The sequence below is a fragment of the Streptomyces davaonensis JCM 4913 genome (assembly GCF_000349325.1).
GTDB lineage: Bacteria > Actinomycetota > Actinomycetes > Streptomycetales > Streptomycetaceae > Streptomyces > Streptomyces davaonensis.
On record NC_020504.1, the window covers coordinates 4,399,522 to 4,416,388 of the forward strand.

16 protein-coding genes are annotated in these 16,867 nt (G+C 66.8%); 7 read left to right on the top strand and 9 right to left on the bottom strand.

Annotated elements, in window-relative coordinates:
• Window positions 1–303 precede the first annotated feature (303 nt).
• Together BN159_RS47760 and BN159_RS19275 are read right to left on the bottom strand one after the other, a co-directional pair.
• The gene (locus BN159_RS47760; protein ID WP_015658664.1) at window positions 304–519 is read right to left on the bottom strand and encodes a KTSC domain-containing protein; all 216 of its coding nucleotides are present in this window, start codon (window positions 517–519) and stop codon (window positions 304–306) included.
• 589 nt (window positions 520–1,108) lie between these two features.
• A complete protein-coding gene (locus BN159_RS19275; RefSeq protein WP_015654966.1) occupies window positions 1,109–2,485 on the bottom strand; it encodes an IS1380 family transposase in 1,377 nt (458 codons plus the stop codon).
• Between the two features lie 228 nt (window positions 2,486–2,713).
• Between BN159_RS19275 and BN159_RS19280 the strand changes: the two genes are divergently transcribed.
• Window positions 2,714–4,603 (top strand): ATP-dependent nuclease, encoded by a 1,890-nt coding sequence (locus tag BN159_RS19280; protein ID WP_015658665.1) that lies wholly within the window; start codon window positions 2,714–2,716, stop codon window positions 4,601–4,603.
• 729 nt (window positions 4,604–5,332) lie between these two features.
• Here the strand turns inward: BN159_RS19280 and BN159_RS19285 are convergent.
• The gene (locus tag BN159_RS19285; protein WP_015658666.1) at window positions 5,333–6,031 is read right to left on the bottom strand and encodes a TIGR02391 family protein; all 699 of its coding nucleotides are present in this window, start codon (window positions 6,029–6,031) and stop codon (window positions 5,333–5,335) included.
• 1,033 nt (window positions 6,032–7,064) lie between these two features.
• On the opposite strand from BN159_RS19285, the gene BN159_RS19290 reads away from it, so the two are divergent.
• From BN159_RS19290 to BN159_RS19310, 5 genes are all read left to right on the top strand, one after another.
• Window positions 7,065–7,820, top strand: coding sequence for a DUF5131 family protein (locus BN159_RS19290; protein WP_015658667.1), 756 nt, complete (start codon window positions 7,065–7,067; stop codon window positions 7,818–7,820).
• Between the two features lie 100 nt (window positions 7,821–7,920).
• A complete protein-coding gene (locus BN159_RS19295; RefSeq protein WP_015658668.1) occupies window positions 7,921–9,048 on the top strand; it encodes a three-Cys-motif partner protein TcmP in 1,128 nt (375 codons plus the stop codon).
• 411 nt (window positions 9,049–9,459) lie between these two features.
• Entirely contained in the window at window positions 9,460–10,185 is a 726-nt protein-coding gene (locus tag BN159_RS19300; RefSeq protein ID WP_086016533.1) for a dienelactone hydrolase family protein, read from the top strand.
• Between the two features lie 122 nt (window positions 10,186–10,307).
• Window positions 10,308–10,832 carry a hypothetical protein gene (locus tag BN159_RS19305; RefSeq protein WP_015658670.1) on the top strand — a complete coding sequence of 175 codons (525 nt, stop codon included), beginning with the start codon at window positions 10,308–10,310 and terminating at the stop codon, window positions 10,830–10,832.
• A 23-nt stretch (window positions 10,833–10,855) separates the two neighbouring features.
• Entirely contained in the window at window positions 10,856–11,380 is a 525-nt protein-coding gene (locus tag BN159_RS19310; RefSeq protein ID WP_231905628.1) for a GNAT family N-acetyltransferase, read from the top strand.
• 17 nt (window positions 11,381–11,397) lie between these two features.
• Here BN159_RS19310 and BN159_RS19315 read toward each other — a convergent pair whose 3' ends face one another.
• From BN159_RS19315 to BN159_RS19340, 6 genes are all read right to left on the bottom strand, one after another.
• Window positions 11,398–12,093 carry a type 1 glutamine amidotransferase domain-containing protein gene (locus BN159_RS19315; protein WP_015658672.1) on the bottom strand — a complete coding sequence of 232 codons (696 nt, stop codon included), beginning with the start codon at window positions 12,091–12,093 and terminating at the stop codon, window positions 11,398–11,400.
• A gap of 167 nt (window positions 12,094–12,260) precedes the next feature.
• Complete coding sequence (locus tag BN159_RS19320) at window positions 12,261–13,802, bottom strand: flotillin family protein (RefSeq protein ID WP_015658673.1); 1,542 nt, start codon at window positions 13,800–13,802, stop codon at window positions 12,261–12,263.
• Window positions 13,803–13,864: 62 nt separating this feature from the next.
• Entirely contained in the window at window positions 13,865–14,365 is a 501-nt protein-coding gene (locus BN159_RS19325) for an NfeD family protein (protein ID WP_015658674.1), read from the bottom strand.
• 95 nt (window positions 14,366–14,460) lie between these two features.
• Window positions 14,461–14,853, bottom strand: coding sequence for a PaaI family thioesterase (locus tag BN159_RS19330; RefSeq protein WP_408055044.1), 393 nt, complete (start codon window positions 14,851–14,853; stop codon window positions 14,461–14,463).
• Window positions 14,854–15,047: 194 nt separating this feature from the next.
• Window positions 15,048–15,674 carry a sigma-70 family RNA polymerase sigma factor gene (locus BN159_RS19335; RefSeq protein ID WP_015658676.1) on the bottom strand — a complete coding sequence of 209 codons (627 nt, stop codon included), beginning with the start codon at window positions 15,672–15,674 and terminating at the stop codon, window positions 15,048–15,050.
• A 120-nt stretch (window positions 15,675–15,794) separates the two neighbouring features.
• Complete coding sequence (locus BN159_RS19340) at window positions 15,795–16,418, bottom strand: hypothetical protein (RefSeq protein ID WP_015658677.1); 624 nt, start codon at window positions 16,416–16,418, stop codon at window positions 15,795–15,797.
• 187 nt (window positions 16,419–16,605) lie between these two features.
• On the opposite strand from BN159_RS19340, the gene BN159_RS47765 reads away from it, so the two are divergent.
• Entirely contained in the window at window positions 16,606–16,866 is a 261-nt protein-coding gene (locus BN159_RS47765) for a hypothetical protein (protein ID WP_086016534.1), read from the top strand.
• Window position 16,867: the final 1 nt, after the last annotated feature.

The following is a 16,867-nucleotide window of genomic DNA, read 5'->3' on the forward strand; positions in this document are numbered from 1 at the left end:
GCCTGCTCCGCCTCGAAAAGACGTCTTGTTCCGTTTCGGAACGCCCCGCTATTCCGAAACGGAACGAGCCCCAGACCCAGCACCAGATATTGGCCATATCTGGGTCCACTACGGCGTCACCGGCACCGGTTTCTCGATCCCACCCGGCAAAGACCGGTGGGCAGTCACACTCACCAACGAACTACTCGACACCGGTGACCACGCCCTCTCACCAGCATCCGAAACGTCCGATCACTGGTTTCAAGTGACCACAGTTGCCACGAATCGGAACTCGGATGGGACTGACCATAGGGTCTCTGTACCTCAGGAGACTCTCACCGCCGGATAGCCTGCCTTCTTCACAAAAGCGTCTAGATATCCGCCCTTACTAGCTGCGCCCATAAGTCCGCTGTACACGCTCTCAGGTACACCCGTGTACTGGTAGATCGCTCCGCTATGGAACTGCACTTCGAGCGTCCCGGAGCCCGACTCATAGCCGACAGAAGCCAGGTTCGAGGAAACGACAGATATACGTCGCATGGGAGCCCACTCTCACGTTTGATGCCGGTAAGCATGGAGACAGTCGCGCTTACGCGCGCCTCACACAGAGGCACCCTAAGACATACCGACAAGCACTCCGAGAATACGAACAGATAGAGGCAACAAGAGTCACTTCCTGTCAGATTCAGTCACCCCGGAAGGCGGTGGCCCCACGAACGAACTCCGCGGAAAGGGTCGAGCGTCACGGGTGTTTACTGGATGACGCTCAAGCCACACCGATCACCACTGGTCAGCCAGGTCAGACAGGGCGCCACCTCCCACTCAACCCAGCCACTGAGCTCACTAGATCCGTGAGCGCCATAGGTGCGCGTCTCCCCGGGCAGCCGGACGCGAACCGCATGCCTCGCGGACAAGTCATCCGGATCGGATCGGCCTCAGAGCCCACACGAGAGGCCACGGAGTCCTAGCCTCGATCTTTCTTGACGGTCCGCCGACGGAGTCGGTGGACCGTTTCGCTTTCGGCGGCTGATGCCGGGCAGGTCGGCGGCCCGAGTCTCGCGTCGGGTGGGCGCCGGGTTCCACTGCTCCGGGTGGGGGTGATGCTGCTCGCAGGGGTAGGGGCTTCTGGTCAGTCGGGGTTCGGCAGGAGTGCGAGCCGTGCGAGGGCGTCTGTGATCTCGCTGGTCCAGGGCCAGTGGCGGGCGAGGCGGAGGATGCGGCGCCGGCCGGTGGTGACGAGCTGGCCAGCCGCGGAGAACAGGCGGAACCGCAGGCGGCGAGGTTCCCAGAGACGGGCCTTGCAGGTCAGGGCGAGCAAGGGCATCCAGGCCAGCAGGTCGAGAGCAATCTGGACGATCTCCAGCCAGATCTTGTTCTGCGCGGTGTCGTGCAGGGGCAGGTTGCGCAGGCCCGTCGCGCGGGCGGCCCGGATGCGGTCCTCGGCCCGGGCCCGCAGCCGGTGGCGGAGTTCGAGTTCGGCAATGGGACGGTCGGCGGTGTTGGTGGCGAAGCAGGTGAGCCGCATGCCGTCGGCATCTGTGATCCTCAACTGGGCGCCGGGATGGGGTCGTTCCTTGCGGACGATCAGCCGCAGGCCCTTCGGCCACCCGATGAGGATGTCACCGGTGAGTTCCGCGACCCAGGCCCCGTCGCGGACCTCACCGTCCGACTCGATGGCCGAGGTCCAGGCCGATGCCGGGATCTTGAGGACGTGCTGGTGGACGGCCTCGGTGATGACCATGCCGACCGAGTAGGACAGCCAGCGGCCGCGCCGGGCGAGCCAGGCGACGAACTCGTGGGTGCCGCCCGCGGAATCGCAGCGGATCAAGGTCTGCCGCCCACGCCGGTACTTCTTGGGCAGCTGAGCGAGGGCGAGTTGCGCCGTGGTGATGTGGTCGGCGGCGGTGTTCGAGCCCGCGTTGCCCGGCCTGAGCAGAGCGGCGACGGGTTCGCCGGTGCCGCCTGGCCCGTGGTCGACGAACCCCATCAGGGGGTGGTGGCCGTAGGTCTTCTTCCAGGTCGGGGCGGCGTCCTGCTTGTCGGAGTGTGCGACGACCAGAACTCCGTCCAGGTCCACGGTCACTTCCCCGCAGGCGTCCGGAGCCCGGTCGGCGGACAACTCCCAGACCCGGCCACGGATTTCGGAGCGGGCATTGCGGATGGCGGTCAGTGCCTTCTCGCCCGCGGTGGCGAGGGTGCCGATCAGGCGGGAGACCGTCGGGTCGGAGGCGACCGGCCCGAACACGGACGGCTCGGCCCGCAGCGTCGCGATGTCGGCGAGACAGTCCCCGCCGAGTGCGACCGCCAGCGCAAGGTCCAGGAGGATCTTGCCCGGGTCGTGGACGGCCCGAGGCTTTCGCCACGGAGCGAGCACTGCGGATAACGCCCGGTCGAGACCGGTCTTGCGGACCGTTTCGACCAGCAGGACGGATCCGGCCAGGGAGACGACCTGGCGGCCGTCGCCCTGGACACGCACAGGAGGATAGGAACCTATAGGCTGCTTCACCTGGAAAGTGCCTCTGGTTTCAGCGGGAACAAGGACCTCGACAATCCTCATTCTTGCTGGTCAGGGGCACTTTCTGCTGAGTTGACCACCTGCCGGACAGCCCGCTTTATGAAAGCGCGAGGCTAGGATGGTGTCCCCGAGACGCTTGGTGCTGCAGTTCATGTCGCTGGCGTCTGCCGACGCTGTCAGCTCGGTTGACAGCACAAGGTGCGGAGCGATCGACCAGCGGTGTACCTCAAGAACTTTTCGGCGAACGGCTTTCGGTCACTACAGGATGTCTCCAACATCCCGGTAAGCAAGCCAACCATTCTGGCCGGACACAATGACGGCGGCAAGAGTGCACTGCTGGACGCTCTCGGCCTCCTTGTCGGCAGCTACAGCATGGTTAACGATGACCGTAGCTACGTTCGCAGCACAGACCTCGAAGGCAAGGAATGCTTCGCGCGCTGTGCCGAGACCGTAGTCGTGGGCGAGTTCGCTCTAGACGACTGGGAGCAACAGGAGTTCGACCTGCCTTCACAGGTGCGCCTGCGACGCAGGGTTGATACCAACCTGAAGTCATCCTTGGAAGTCTGGAGCTCCCTCCCGAACGACGACCGTTTGACGGACCTTACCCAGTACTTGCTACCAGAACTGAAAAAACTCGCAGACGAGTTCGAGGTCAAGCCCAACAGCACCAAGCCTAAGAAGGCCGATTTCGAGAAGTGCCTGCGAGACTATGGCCGTAAACACTCAGAAAATCAGGGCTGGTTGTCGGCGCCATCTGGTCTGGAGCGGCGCATGCCCAGGGTTCTGATCTTCGACGGCAAGGCAGCCCGCCCCGATGATGCTGTAAAGACAGCGCTCAGTGGAAAATTTCAGGCACACATGGCGGACGTCGCTCTGCAGGGAAAGTTGCAGACAGTTGAGGACGAGGTCAAAGAGCGCCTGCGCATAGACGCCAAGTCGCTTTGTGATCACATCAAAGAGCGCTGTCCAGATCTCACCGAGGTCTTCGTCGAGCCCGACGTGTCGTTCCAGCGTGGGTTCAACGGGGCCCCTCTGCGTATCAGTCGGGTCAAGGGCGCGTCGGTTGGCTTGGACCGTTCGGGTCTGGGCAGCAATCGACGAGTGTCACTCGCCGTGTGGGAGTGGACCAGTGAGCTCTTGGCGGATGAGGAAGCCGACGCAGGCGGCCCGGAGGCACGCGGGGAGCCGGACAGCAACGAGGTCGAGCCGCCGGCAGTGCAGACGATCGTCGTCTACGACGAACCGGACACTCACCTCGACTATCACCACCAGCGCAAGGTGATGGGGCTGATCCGCAAGCAGGCCAGCATCCCACACGTTAGCGTCATGGTCGCCACCCACTCCATGAATCTAATCGACGGCGTTGACATTTCTGACGTTGTCCACCTCAAGTTGGAGGACCTGGGCACTGTCGCCGAGCGTATCGGCGCGGATGAACTCGGCGAAGCCATCGATCTACATCTCGGCAAGATCGCATCAGCGCTGGGGCTCCGCAACTCGGTCCTGCTACATGAGCGTTGCTTCCTGGCGGTAGAAGGCGACACGGAGCAACGCGCCTTCCCTCTCCTCTTCCGGCTGTGCGAGGGGCTCTCCCTACAGGCAGCTGGCGTCGCCCTTTGGGCTTGTTTCAACAATGAGGGGGCTTTGCATCTCGCTCGATACCTGATCAAGCGCGGGCGCACCTTCCTGCTCGTCGTTGACGCTGACAGCCGGTCGCTCCCCAAGAGCATCTTCAAGGAGCAGAAACTTCGTGAACACTTCGGTCCCAATGTTGCCGACTACGTGAAGTTCCTTGGCGAGACCGCCGATGCCGGAGCCGACGACGTGCCTGAACTCGAAGCACTGTTCAGCGACGATCTCTGGGCAACTGTTGCGAACGAGGTATGGCCCAGGAACGAAGGGCTTTGGGCGCCGGAAGACTTCGCCAAGCTGCGGACCGAGAAAAAGTTCAGCGCAGCTGTGGAAGAGATGTTGCAGACAGGAAGTGACACGGGCCCGGGAGGGAAACCGGACATGATGTACGGGTTCTCCCTGGCCTTGAAGGACGCCCAGCAGGTTCCGGAACAGCTTCGAGAGGTGTTCACGCAGGTCAGGAAGCTAGCCGAGTAGTTGGGCCTGCCGGGCCCGTTCCTAAGGGCCCGGCAGTACGACGGCGTCGAGCAAGCATCCGCTCCTTGCGTTGCCCCAATGTTGGCGCCTCCCACTTGTGCCACCCAACCGGCAGCTTCCAGCGTTGCATGTGTTCACGCTCATCCACTCCACACCAGCGGCATCCACTGGGGGAAGGAAAGAGCAGGTCAGAGCCCTCGCCTGGTATGGACATCGTCCCTCCCTCGCTTACCTCCATTCTTCCCCCACCCACTGACATCAGCCCTCGTTCGACGGCCAAATCGGGCAACCCGCACTCCCTGCCTCTGCAAACTGTCGGCCCTGGTCAGCCCTCGGCAGCGTGCGGACCCTGGACCTGCTGGCCGGACTACCTCTCGGCCTCGTCAGCTCGCTGTTCGGATCCGTTGAGATGGAACTGGTAGAGGGGCAGCACGCTCTCCCTCTTCACCAACGGCCTAGTCGAGGCGGCTGGCCGCGACTCGGACGGCCTCACTCTGTAGACAAGGCGCTCAGCGGCCCGCCACACGCAATGCTCTGCGAGATCGAGACGCCAGCGAGCGTGCCCCTCCCTATTGAGCGCCTCCAGGAACGTTCGGGCCCGGTCGAGCGCGGCGAGCGAGCCCGCCGGATCCCCCGCATCCTCGAGAGCGTCGCTCAGGTTGTTGAGGACTCAGCAGACGAGAAGACCGAGTACACGTCTGTTCAACACGACGGACATAGCGGTCCATGTCAGGTGGCGGACTCCACCGTGCATTCCTCGATCCAGCGGGCGAGAACGCTCAGGGTCGCCAGGTGCTCCAGCGCCTCTTGCTCGGACCACGTCACCACGTCTTCGTGAGCGGCCACGTTGCGAATCGCCAGGAAGGCACCAGCGGCAAGATACTTGGCCCCTTCCTGGCGAGCACGCCAGGTCGGCGTATTGCGGCCGCCGGGGAAACGCAGTCGGGGTTTCCCGGCCACGGGCTCCTTCAAGTCGAAGCTCTGCATGCACAGGTCGGTCTCGCCGATGTCGTGGCGATTCAGCTTCTGCTGAAGTCGACGGTTGACGGTCCGAGCAGCAGCGAGAACGGCATCCTGCCGGGCCTCCGCAGCCCACAGCGGCGCGGCCGGCTCCCAGACCCAGGGGTGCAACCGGTCGGCGGGCAAGCTTGGGGCGTCCGGCAGCAGCCGAGTCGCCCAGTCATCCATGTCGGCAAGGATGCCCAAACCACGCTGAACTTCGTTACGGGCCATGGCGACGCCGGCCATCTGATCAATATTGATCTTGTCGGGCAGTTCGGGATCCAGCAGACGCAGGATTCGCTTGACAGTGGGTTCGACTCGGTGGAGTTGCGCGTACAGGCCCTCGTCGCCGATGTAGTCTCCGGGACGCTCGGTGGCCTCGTAGCGAGCGGCCAGGTTGATGAACGCCTCAAGCTGCTGCCGCATCCAATCACGATCCACGAACACATCGTAGGCCGGTGCCTTGGCTGCTTCAGTGCCTGTGCCGACGCGCCCCTCCGCGGATCGTCGCCGTGCCTCTCACCAGACGCACAAGGTCGCGCCACGCGCGGATGACAGACCCAACATCCAATAGGAGTCCCCGGATTTGTCGAAGCAGCAGGCGTGCCACGCACAGCGACACGACCGCACCGCATCCCTCGGCGATCCATCGCATCGCGCGGCCTCCTGACCTCAAGCGTCAGGCTCCCCGGGATAAGAAGCGGGGTCAGTACCCGGGTGGTCCCAGCTTTCGACCTCAGAGTCGCAGCGACGCAACGTGCCTGTCTCTGCGGGTACCAGGCTGCCCATCGTCAAGAGCGAAGTCTGCAGGGCCAAGCCTATTTTCTGTGATCTCTGGGACTGCAGCTGAGGAAACTATGTGCGACCGCAACGCTATGCGTTCATTTGCGCTGCGTGTTGCTGAATCTCAAGATCAAGCAAGCCGCATCAGCACGATGTGTCCGCCTCGCAGCATCGTGCCCATAAGAGCGGACAACCACGGTCAACGGCGGCTCCCACAGTCCCAGACCCATAGCTGCCAGAACGGTGTATGGCCAGGCCAGCACCAATATGGCTCGCCAAGCGCCGTCGCTTCCCAAGCTGAGAGCGTGAGCTCGCTGCTCGTCACGCGCTCCATGAGGCCGTGGACAGCCGCCGGGCTGTGCGGGCGTTCAGCGATGAGCCGATGCCCAACGGCCGACGGCTAGTCATCAGGACGGGCGGGCAGGTGGTCGGCATGCCGCGCTTTCTCTCAGCAATCCACCGCTGATCCGGGTAGCGAACACAGGCCGACGTTCCCTTCAGACGAACGGCACCCATCGGCGTTCGATCCAACACCCCCTTCACAGAACACCTGTTCGACGTGAAGGATGGGGGTGATCGCGTGTCAGTTCGGCACGTCGCTCGTTAGGCAGCGCAGTCGAAGCGCCGGGTGGGAAAGCGCTGATGACCAGCGTCCACCCGCTACGGGAGGGGACCCATGGGCGATCGCAGCACAATCGAGTGGACCGAGGCGACCTGGAATCCCACCACAGGATGCGACCGGATCTCCCCCGGGTGTGACAACTGCTACGCCTTGACGTTATCCAGGCGCCTCAAGGCCATGGGTGTTGCCAAGTACCAGACTGACGGGGATCCCAGGACATCAGGCCCGGGCTTCGGCCTCACCCCTCACCCAGACGCGCTGACCATTCCCCGTCAGTGGAAGGCCCCACGGATGGTCTTCGTCAATTCCATGAGCGACCTCTTCCACGCCAAGGTCCCCCTGGACTTCGTCCGGCAGGTCTTCCAGGTGATTGCCGAGACCCCCCAGCACACGTACCAGCTACTGACCAAGAGAGCCCGCAGGCTGCGACGCGTGGCCGGCGATCTCGACTGGCCCTCCAACTTGTGGATGGGCGTCTCCGTCGAAGATGCAGATCACCTGGATCGAGTCGACGACCTTCGACAAGTTCCCGCTGCCGTGCGCTTCCTGTCCTGTGAGCCGCTGCTCGGTCCACTTACCGGTCTGCACCTGGGCGGCATCGGCTGGGTTATTGCCGGCGGGGAGTCCGGGCCCCACCATCGGCCCGTGCAGGAGGAGTGGCTGGTGGACATCCGCGACGCCTGCAACGACGCTGGAGTGCCTTTCTTCTTCAAGCAATGGGGTGGCCGCAGCCCGAAGTCAGGGGGCCGCGAACTCGACGGAGCGACCTGGGACGAGATGCCACCCCGACTGCCTGTCGCAGCCCATTAACGGCCAAAGCCCAGCAGACGCCGTACGCACTCTGGTGGCATATGGCAGCGGTGTGTGACCCTCTCCCCAGCGGGGCCGACGGGAGTAGGGGGGACCGATCGTGGCCGTACCGAAGGAAGCCGTGTGGGAACGCGATCCACACACGGCGGCCAAACATGACTTACTGAAGCGGTACTTGGAAGCCTGGGCACCGATCCTGCTGTCACGGCTCGACGTGATCAGCTACGCCGAAGGCTTCGCGGGTGCCGGCGTCTACAAACAGGGCGAGCCCGGCTCCCCGGTCATCGCTTACGAAGTCTTCGCCGACGCTCTGCACAGGTTCCCGAAACGTATGCGCGTGATCCTCATGGAGGAGGACGCCCGGCGCGTCAAAGAGTTACAGCGCCAGATGGAGCTCGTCCGCTCCAGGCAAACGGACAACATCACCAACCGAATAGACGTCGACATACGTCACGGAGATTTCCACCCGGCCCTCTTGCAGAAGCTGCGGGGCATCGGCGCGTTGGGGAAGCCTCTCTTCGTGCTGCTGGACAGCTTCGGCGGACCCGACATCCCCTTCTCGCTCCTCCAGGAGCTGGGGCGCCATCCCAGCACGGAAGTGATGGTGACCTTCGAGCCCAGCTTCCTCACCCGGTTCGCCGAGAAGCACGACGGCCACCGCCAGCTCGGCGACGAAGCCTTCGGCAGCCAGGAGTGGCAAGGCGTCTTCCAGCAGTCTCCCTCAGGCAAGTTCACCTTCCTGCGCGAGCAGTACCGGAACACGCTGCGCCAGGCAGGCTTCACGCACACGCTGTACTTCGAGATGGTCGACGAGGGCGGCAGGATGCTCTACCTGATCTTCGGCACCCAGCACGAACGGGGGCTGGAGAAGATGAAGGACGCCATGTGGAAGGTGGACCCTTCCTACGGCGTCCGCTACCGCGACCCCAGGGACACCCAACAGCAGATGCTTGATCTCGTATTCGAACCGGATACGGCTCCGCTGCGACGGATCCTGCACGACTTCATCTCCGAAACGCCCGGCGGGCGAACCATCCCCGAGCTCAAGCGATACGCCCTCTTGGAAACCGTCTACCGGCCCGCCCAAGTGATCGAGACCGTCCGGCAGCTGCGTGAGGCGGGCGCCGTGACGACGGAACCTCGTGCCATCAACGCCAAGACGCGAGTGAGCCTGGCGGCGACGCCGCCCACTACCCGTCCGTCAGCCGAGCAAGGCGCCCTCTGGTGAGAGGCCGCGAGGGCACATCCAGGGCACATGAGCCTGGGAAACGGCGTTGACCCGTGAGAACTACCGAGAGGAGTTTTCCCAGGTCAATGCGCATTTCCTTGCGAAACCCCAGGTCAACGCCCTCCCGTCACCAATCGCTGCACGAGTGGCAGGACTTCTCGCATCGGTTGCATGAGGCGGGGCATCAGCCGTATTGCCTTGTATGGCCCTGAGCCGCCGAAAACCTGTTGGTGGGCTACGGCGAGCACTGCTACGTTTCCCACGGCCGTGCCGGTGAATGAGGAGGTGGTACCCGTGAACGCAGTATCGACGTGGGTGCTCCTCTCCGAGGTCGCGGTCGGGCGATAGGTCGTCCGGGAGTGCCGTTTTCAAGCGCACTCCCGAAAGGGCACGACCATGCACTTCACGACCCTGCAATTCACTTCCGAGCAGCGCCTCGACGACGGCGTCCTCGAGCGCGAATTCATCCTCGGCGAGATCCCCGGCACCCTGTGGACGCCCGGGTCTGCGCCGGCGCCGGTCCCACTGATCCTCATGGCCCACAACAACGGCCTGCCCAAGCGGGACGCCCGGCTGATGGCCCGGGCCCGCCTGACCGCGGCGCACGGCTACGCGGTGGCCACCATCGACGCCGCCGGGTGCGGTGACCGGCCCCGTTCCGCCGCCGACGAGCAGGTCCGCGCCGAGCTTCGCCGGGCCATGCAGGCCGGCGAGCCGGTAGACGAGATCTTCGAGTCCCTCGTCGGCCCGCTGGTCGAGCACGCCGCCCCGGAATGGCGGACCACCCTGGACGCCCTCCTCGCACTGCCCGAGATCGGCGGCCCGGTCGGGTACTCGGGCTGGATGGCCCTCGGCATCCGCCTCACGGCGGTCGAGCCGCGCATCGCCGCCGCCGGATTCTTCGCCGGAGGTTACGTGCCCCGCGCCCAGCGCGAGGAGGCCCGCCAGGTCAGCATTCCGCTGCTGCTCCTCCTCCAGTGGGACGACGAAGGAAACCCCCGCCAACGGGCTCTCGACCTGTTCGACACCTTCGGCACCAAGGAGAAGACCCTGCACGCCAATACGGGCGGTCACACCGGCACTCCGTGGTTCGAGTTGGAGGACGGGAACCGGTTCTACGACCGCCATCTGAAGTAGGACCTGGCCAGGGCTCATCGAGCTGCGAGGCCGTCCTGTCAGGGGCAGCTCGTGCCCGTAGCGCTGATGAATCGGCGCGCGTCGTGACCGGTCGGGCCGGGCGGTGATCGTACGGTTTCGGTATGTCCGAGTCCGATGCCGGCCGGCCCCCGGTTACCGCCCAGATGCTCGAAACCCTGGTCGAGCGGGTCAAGGAGCGGGTCTACGCGACCATCACCATGCTCGCCGTGCTCGTCGGGCTGGCGCAGAACTCGCACACCCGGTACTCGACGGCGACGGTGTTCATCGCCTGCACGGCGCTCGGGCTTTGGCTGGCCACCCTCGTGGCCGATCTTCAAGCCCATCGCGTCGTCCACCAACGCCTGCCCGACCGGGGTGAGTTGCGGCATCTGCTGTACGTCACCAGCCCTCTGCTCACCTCCGCCGCGGGGCCACTGGTGATGATCGTCCTCTCCGCCTTCGGCCTCTTTCATCTGTCCACCGCGCTGTGGATCTCGGTCTGGGTGGACATCGCCTCGTTGGCCGGGTGGGGTTTTCTGGGCGGGCGGCGGATGGGCAGCGGGGTCGTTCCGTCAGTTGTCGCGGCGGTCGTCGACGCGGCTATCGGGCTGGGCGTGGTGATGGTGAAGGTGGTGGCCGGGCACTGAGGGCGGGCGGGACAATGCCTTTCATGGACCCCGTGCATTCCATGGACCTCGTGCATCCCGTGCGTATCGCGCCTATGGCACCCGAGCACGCCGCCGCGGTCCTCGCCATATATCAAGCCGGTATCGACGAAGGTGACGCCACCTTCGAGACCCTCGCCCCCACCTGGGAGGCCTTCGACTCGGCGAAGTCGGCCGCGCATCGGTTCGTCGCCCTCGACGAGCGTGGCGTCGTCGTCGGGTGGGTCGCCGTGTCGTCGGTCTCCGACCGTTGTGCCTACGCCGGTGTGGTCGAGCACTCCGTGTACGTCCATCCCGGCGCCCGGGGGCGCGGAGTCGCTTCCGCACTGCTCACAGCCATGATCGAAAGTACTGAGGCCGCCGGGATCTGGACCGTCCAGTCCGGGATCTTCCCGGAGAACACCGCCAGCCTCGCCCTGCACGAACGCGCCGGGTTCCGGGTCATCGGTACCCGGGAGCGCATCGGGCGGCAGAACGGCCGGTGGCGGGACGTCGTACTCCTTGAGCGTCGTAGTCCCGACGTGGTCTGAGCAAGCCAGAGGGAGGGCTACGGCAGTTTCTTCAGCATCTCCGTCGCCGCCGGGTCCGCCGACGCCGGGTTCTGGCCCGTGATCAGGTTGCGGTCGACCACCACGTGCGGGGCCCACGGCTCGCCCTCCTGGTAGTCCGCGCCGATCTCGACCAGTCGGTCCTGGAGGAGCCACCTGGCCTTGGGCGCGAAGCCCGCCTGGGTCTCCTCGGCGTTGCTGAAACCGGTCAGGCGGTAGCCGGAGAAGGCGTTCACCCCGTCGGCCCTGGTGGCCGCCAGCAGCGCGGCCGGGGCATGGCAGACCACACCCAGCGGCTTGCCCGAGTCCAGCGCGTCGATCAGGAGCTTGCCGGAGGTCTCATCGAAGGCCAGGTCCTCCATCGGGCCGTGGCCACCGGGGTAGTAGACGGCGGCGTAGTCGGCCAGGTTCACGTCCTCGAGACGGATGGGGCGCTGAAACTCGGCCATCGTGCCGAGCGCGTCCGCGATCCGCCGCGCGCCCTCCTCGCCGCCGTTGAACTCCGGCGCCAGGCTGCCCTGGTCCAGGGGCGGTACGACACCTCCCGGCGTCGCCACGACGATCTCGTGGCCGGCGGCCGTGAACGCCTCGTACGGGGCGACGGCCTCCTCGGCCCAGAAGCCGGTGGGGTGCTTGGTGCCGTCCGCCAGCGTCCAGTGGTCGGAGCCGGTCAGCACAAAGAGGATCTTCGACATGGTGCGCTCTCCGAGAGGTCGGGCACGAGGTCAGCTCGAACATACCGAGCGCCCGTCCCTCTCGCATGTCAGCGGAGGCCAAAACGGGACTCCGGCACCGGTCGGCCGCTGCCGTCCCGATACCGGAGTCTTCCGTGGTGTTCAGCGCCCCGTCGGTGCCGGGCGCCTCAACCGGTGATCTCCACCTTGCCGTTGAGCGTCGACGACGCGGGCTCCCCGGACGCGGACACAGGCGCGGCACCAGCCCCCCGCGTAACCCCCTTCAGCAGCTCCGCCAGGTCAACCCCCGTGGTGGACCCCAGGAGTTCCAGCCCCTGCGCCACGTTGTCCGCAACCGCCCGCGGAATCCGCCCCGCCCCGTCCGTCGAGATCACCGTCATCTTGTCCACCGCACTCAGCGGCTCGGACGCCTTCGCCACCACCTGCGGGAGCACCTCGACGAGCATCTGGATGATCGCCGCGTCGCCGTACTGCCCGAACGCGTCCGCCTTCTTCCGCATCGCCTCCGCCTCGGCGGCACCCTTCGCCCCGATCGCCGCCGCCTCGGCCTCTCCCTCCAGACGTACGGCCTCGGCGATCGCCGCACGCCGGGAGCGCTCGGCCTCGCCCTGCTTCAGGCCCTCGACGGCCTCCGCCTCGGCCAGCGCGCTCCGGCGCTGCTTCTCGCCCTCACCGGTCAGCCGCGCCCGCTCGGCCTCCGCCTGGGCGTCCGCGATACCGGCCGACTTCTCCGCCTCGGCCTGCTTGACCCGGGCCACCCGGCGGGCCTCGGCCTCCTGCTCGGCGGCGTAGCGCTGGGCGTCGGCGGGCTTGCGGACCTGGGTGTCGAGCTGGCGGTCGGTCAGCGCGGCCTGCCGCTCGGCGACCTTCTCCTGCTCGGTGAGGATCTCCTGCTCGCGGGCGGCCTGGGCCAGCGGACCCGCGGCGGCCGCACGGGCCGCGGCCTCGTCCGTCTCCGCCTTGATCTCGGCCTGCTTCAGCGCGAACGTCCGCTGCGCGACCGCGATCTCCTCCTCCGCCTTCAGCCGCGCCTGCTCGGCGGCCCGCCGGGCCACGGCCTCGGCGATATCGGCCTCCTGCCTGGCGCGGGCGGCCTCCGGACGGCCCAGGTCCTCCAGGTAGGAGCCCTCGGTGGTGATGTCCTGGATCTGGAAGGCGTCCAGCACCAGGCCCTGCCCGGACAGGCTCGCCTCCGCCTCCTCCGCCACCTGCCCGGCGAACGCGGCCCGGTCACGGATGACGTCCTCCACCGACATCCGGCCCACGATGGCGCGCAGCGCGCCCGACAGCACCTCCTGGGTAAAGCCGACGATGCCGTCCTGCTGCATAAGGAACCGCTGGGCGGCGGCCCGGATGGAGTCCTCGGTGCCGCCGACCTTCACGATCGCCACACCGTCCAGGTTGGCCTTCACCCCGCGCAGGGTGACCGCGCCGCGCACCGCCACCGGGATGTGCCGGGAGGACAGGTCGAGGGTGAACTTCTGCTGGACGAACGGCACGACGAACACCCCGCCGCCGACCACGACCTTCTGGCCGCTGTTGTCCGTGAAGACCCGCCCGGTCTCCGGATCGGTGGCCTTCTTGCCGCGCCGGCCAGTGACGATGAACGCCTCGCTCGGACCCGCCACCTTGTAGCGGGTAATCACCACCAGCGCCAGCAGCACGAGGAGTACGACGACTCCCACGACAGCGAAGACGACAGGACTCATGACACTGCCCCCGAATCAGTACGAACTGAAAGTAGAAAGAAGGAAGAAGGAAGAAGGAGAGTTCAGCGGTCCACCGGGCGCACCACGACCGACGTCGCCGACGGCACCGCCTCGACCCACACCTCGGCCCCGCGCGCCACCGGCCCCTCGCTTCGGGCGGCGAACTTCACGCGTTGACCGGCGAGTTGAAGCAGGACTTCGCCGTAGCCGCCGTCCGCGGGGATCGCGGTGACCACGTTCCCGGAGGCGCCCACCAAGTCGCCCCCGTTCGGGGTGCGATCGGTCTGGTCACGCATCAGGATCCGGCTGAGGCGGTACGTCAGCCAGGCCGTCCCCGCTCCGCACACGGCACCCGCCGTGGTGGCGACCGCGGGGCCGGCGTCGGCCACCCCCGTGACGATGGCGCCGCCGAAACCCGTCATCGCCAGGAACCCGGCAACGACCGGCAGCGACAGCCACCCGTCCAGCGCGCCGTCGAGCACGCCCTCCAACACCCCGTCGAAGACCAGCGACAGGGCGAGCAACGCGACCCCCGTTGTGCCCAGTCCCAGAAACCAGACCATGCGCGCCGTCCCCCTCCCGCCCGTCGCCGACCTCCGACTTGACGGGATCGTGACATGCGAAGAGGAACCGTTTCATTGCCGGATTCCGGCAATCTTTACGCCGTCTTAATGCCGGGTCCCCGAGCAACGTCCACCCGGATCAACGTCTGCTGACCGTTGGCGACGAGCTTGCGGCGGTCGTCCTGGACGCCGTACACCTCAAGTTGACAGACCGTCAGGGTCCGGCCGGACTTCAACACCGTGCCGATCGCCTCCAGATGGTCGCCCAGGGCCGGGGCGAGGAGGTTGATCTTGTACTCGACGGTGAGCACGTCGGAGTCCTCGGGGAACAGCGTGTACGCGGCATAGCCCCCGGCACTGTCGGCGATGGCGCTGGTGGCTCCGGCGTGGAAGTAGCCGTGCTGCTGGGTGACTTCGGGGCGGCTCGGGAGCGTGATGTGGACCCTGCCCGGCGCGATGTGGGTGATCCGGGCGCCGAGATGCCCCATCAGGCCCTGACGGTCGAAGCTGCCGCGGATCCGGGCCTGCGTCTCGGGGCTCGCCTGCTCCCCCACCGCCTCGTCCCGCACTGACTGGTCTGCCACGTGCTCTCCTTGGCTTGCTCTCCTTCACGGACGCGCGAAAGTCATCATCGCACCGAGGGGTGCCGGGCCCCTCGGACACCGGCACCCCTCCGTACGGATCAAGCCGCCTGAAGCACGGGCGCCTCCGGCTCGTCCAGCAGATCCAGCAATGTCGCCCGTGCCCGCGCCACCCGCGAACGCACGGTTCCGACGGGGCAGTCGCTCACCTCGGCCGCCTCCGCGTACGGCAGTCCGAGGAGCTGCGTGAGCACGAACGCCTCGCGGCGCTCGGCGGGCAGCGAGGCCAGCAGATCGAGCAGGACGACTCCGTCGTCGAACCCGGGCACGCCCCGTGGTTGGGCGTTCTCCACGGCGAGCTGCCAGTCCGGCAGATCGGAGAGCCGGGGCCGGGCGGCGGCGTGGCGGTAACTGTCGATCACCGCGCGGCGGGCGATGGCCAACAGCCAGGAGCGGGCCGAGGAGCGGCCCTCGAACCGGTGCAGGCTGCCGAGCGCGCGCAGGAAGGTGTCCTGCGCCAGGTCGTCCACAGCCTGGGGATCGGCGCACAGGTGCGCGACATAGCGCAGCACGTCCCGGTGCAGGGCGCGCACGAAGTGCTCGACGGCGGCCGGATCACCGGTCCGCGCGGCAAGCGCCCACGCCGTTATCGACTCATCGGCGGAGGCGGAGGCGGAAGCAGACGCACGCGTGCGAACCGTCCGTTTCGGCAGATCAGGAGCGATCACCTGATGTCCTTCGGGTCGTCCGGAGCCCGGACCCCGCGCATGCGGACAGGCGCGGCGGTCCGCGACCCGGTGAGTGAAGTGAGGGGGGTACGGCCGTAGGGCCGTCGGCGCCGGCTGTCGTCAGGCGACAGCGAACCCCGCAGGTGGACCCCTCGAAGTGATCGCATGGGCAAGGAGAAGGCGCGGCACGCGGTCCGCGCGGCGTCGGTCCGCGTGCAGGCGGGGACGTTCCGGCGGCGCGGGCAGGGCGAGCAGCAGCCGTAGCGGCGCGACCAGCCATCCGGCCACGGCCCGCAGGATGCGAAACGCCGCCCGTTCGCCGTACGCCAGCCAGAGGCCGCACAGCAGCGCGGCGAGCAGGTGGGCGGCGAGCATGCCGAAGGAGGACGAGGAGTCGGCCGCGGCCATCATCGAGCCGCCGTGATCCATGTGGCGCACATCCATGGCGTCCATGGAGTGCATGTGCCCGGCGCCCATATCCCTCGCGGGCGTCGACTGCGCTGCCGAGAACGCCGAGTGCAACCCCGTCTGCGCCGCCACCACAACCGTCACGATCAGCGGCAGCCCCCGCTCACGCGCCGCCAGAACCCAGCCGACGACCGCGGTGACGGCGACCCCACCGACCAGCGCCCACACGGGCACCTGACGGCCGGACATCAGGACGTGCCCCAGGGCCGCGAGCAGCACACATACGGCCGCGAACACCGCGGCCCTGATCGTGCGCGTACACCACCCTGCTGTCATCGCGCCTCATCCTCGCATCCGGGCACGGACCGTCAGGCAGAGGTACGGCCGACGCCCTTGAACAGTTCACTCGTTCATGTCTGTGAATGAGAATCAAATGCACAGATATTGACGCGCACACAACACCACTCCCAAGCTTCCCGGAGAAAGCGCTTACCCCCAAGGCTCCTGGAGGCGCCAGACGCACCTGAGACCCGCCCTCGCGTGCGCCGGCCTGCTGGCCGGTGCGCTGGTCGCGCTGTCCGGAAACCCGGCGCAGGCCGCGACCACCCGGTACGAGGCCGAGACCTCGCCCGCGATCTGCACCGGCACCATCGACTCCGACTGGGCCGGGTGGTCCGGCACCAACGGCTCCCGCTGCACCTCCTACGACGGCGCCCTCGGCTGGTCGTTCGCCTCGGACGGCAAGCTGGTGGTGACGTTCGGCGGCTCGGTGGTCTCGCCCTAGG

Bases quoted from the DNA above. Each gene is read 5' to 3' on its own strand.
- BN159_RS19330 (WP_408055044.1), bottom strand. From the start codon at position 14,853: ATGGGGCATCTCGGCGCCCGGATCACCCACATCGCGCCGGGCAGGGTC.
- BN159_RS19310 (WP_231905628.1), top strand. From the start codon at position 10,856: ATGGACCCCGTGCATTCCATGGACCTCGTGCATCCCGTGCGTATCGCG.
- BN159_RS19290 (WP_015658667.1), top strand. From the start codon at position 7,065: ATGGGCGATCGCAGCACAATCGAGTGGACCGAGGCGACCTGGAATCCC.
- BN159_RS47760 (WP_015658664.1), bottom strand. From the start codon at position 519: ATGCGACGTATATCTGTCGTTTCCTCGAACCTGGCTTCTGTCGGCTAT.
- BN159_RS19340 (WP_015658677.1), bottom strand. From the start codon at position 16,418: ATGACAGCAGGGTGGTGTACGCGCACGATCAGGGCCGCGGTGTTCGCG.
- BN159_RS19325 (WP_015658674.1), bottom strand. From the start codon at position 14,365: ATGGTCTGGTTTCTGGGACTGGGCACAACGGGGGTCGCGTTGCTCGCC.
- BN159_RS19315 (WP_015658672.1), bottom strand. From the start codon at position 12,093: ATGTCGAAGATCCTCTTTGTGCTGACCGGCTCCGACCACTGGACGCTG.
- BN159_RS19305 (WP_015658670.1), top strand. From the start codon at position 10,308: ATGTCCGAGTCCGATGCCGGCCGGCCCCCGGTTACCGCCCAGATGCTC.
- BN159_RS19285 (WP_015658666.1), bottom strand. From the start codon at position 6,031: ATGCGGCAGCAGCTTGAGGCGTTCATCAACCTGGCCGCTCGCTACGAG.
- BN159_RS19320 (WP_015658673.1), bottom strand. From the start codon at position 13,802: ATGAGTCCTGTCGTCTTCGCTGTCGTGGGAGTCGTCGTACTCCTCGTG.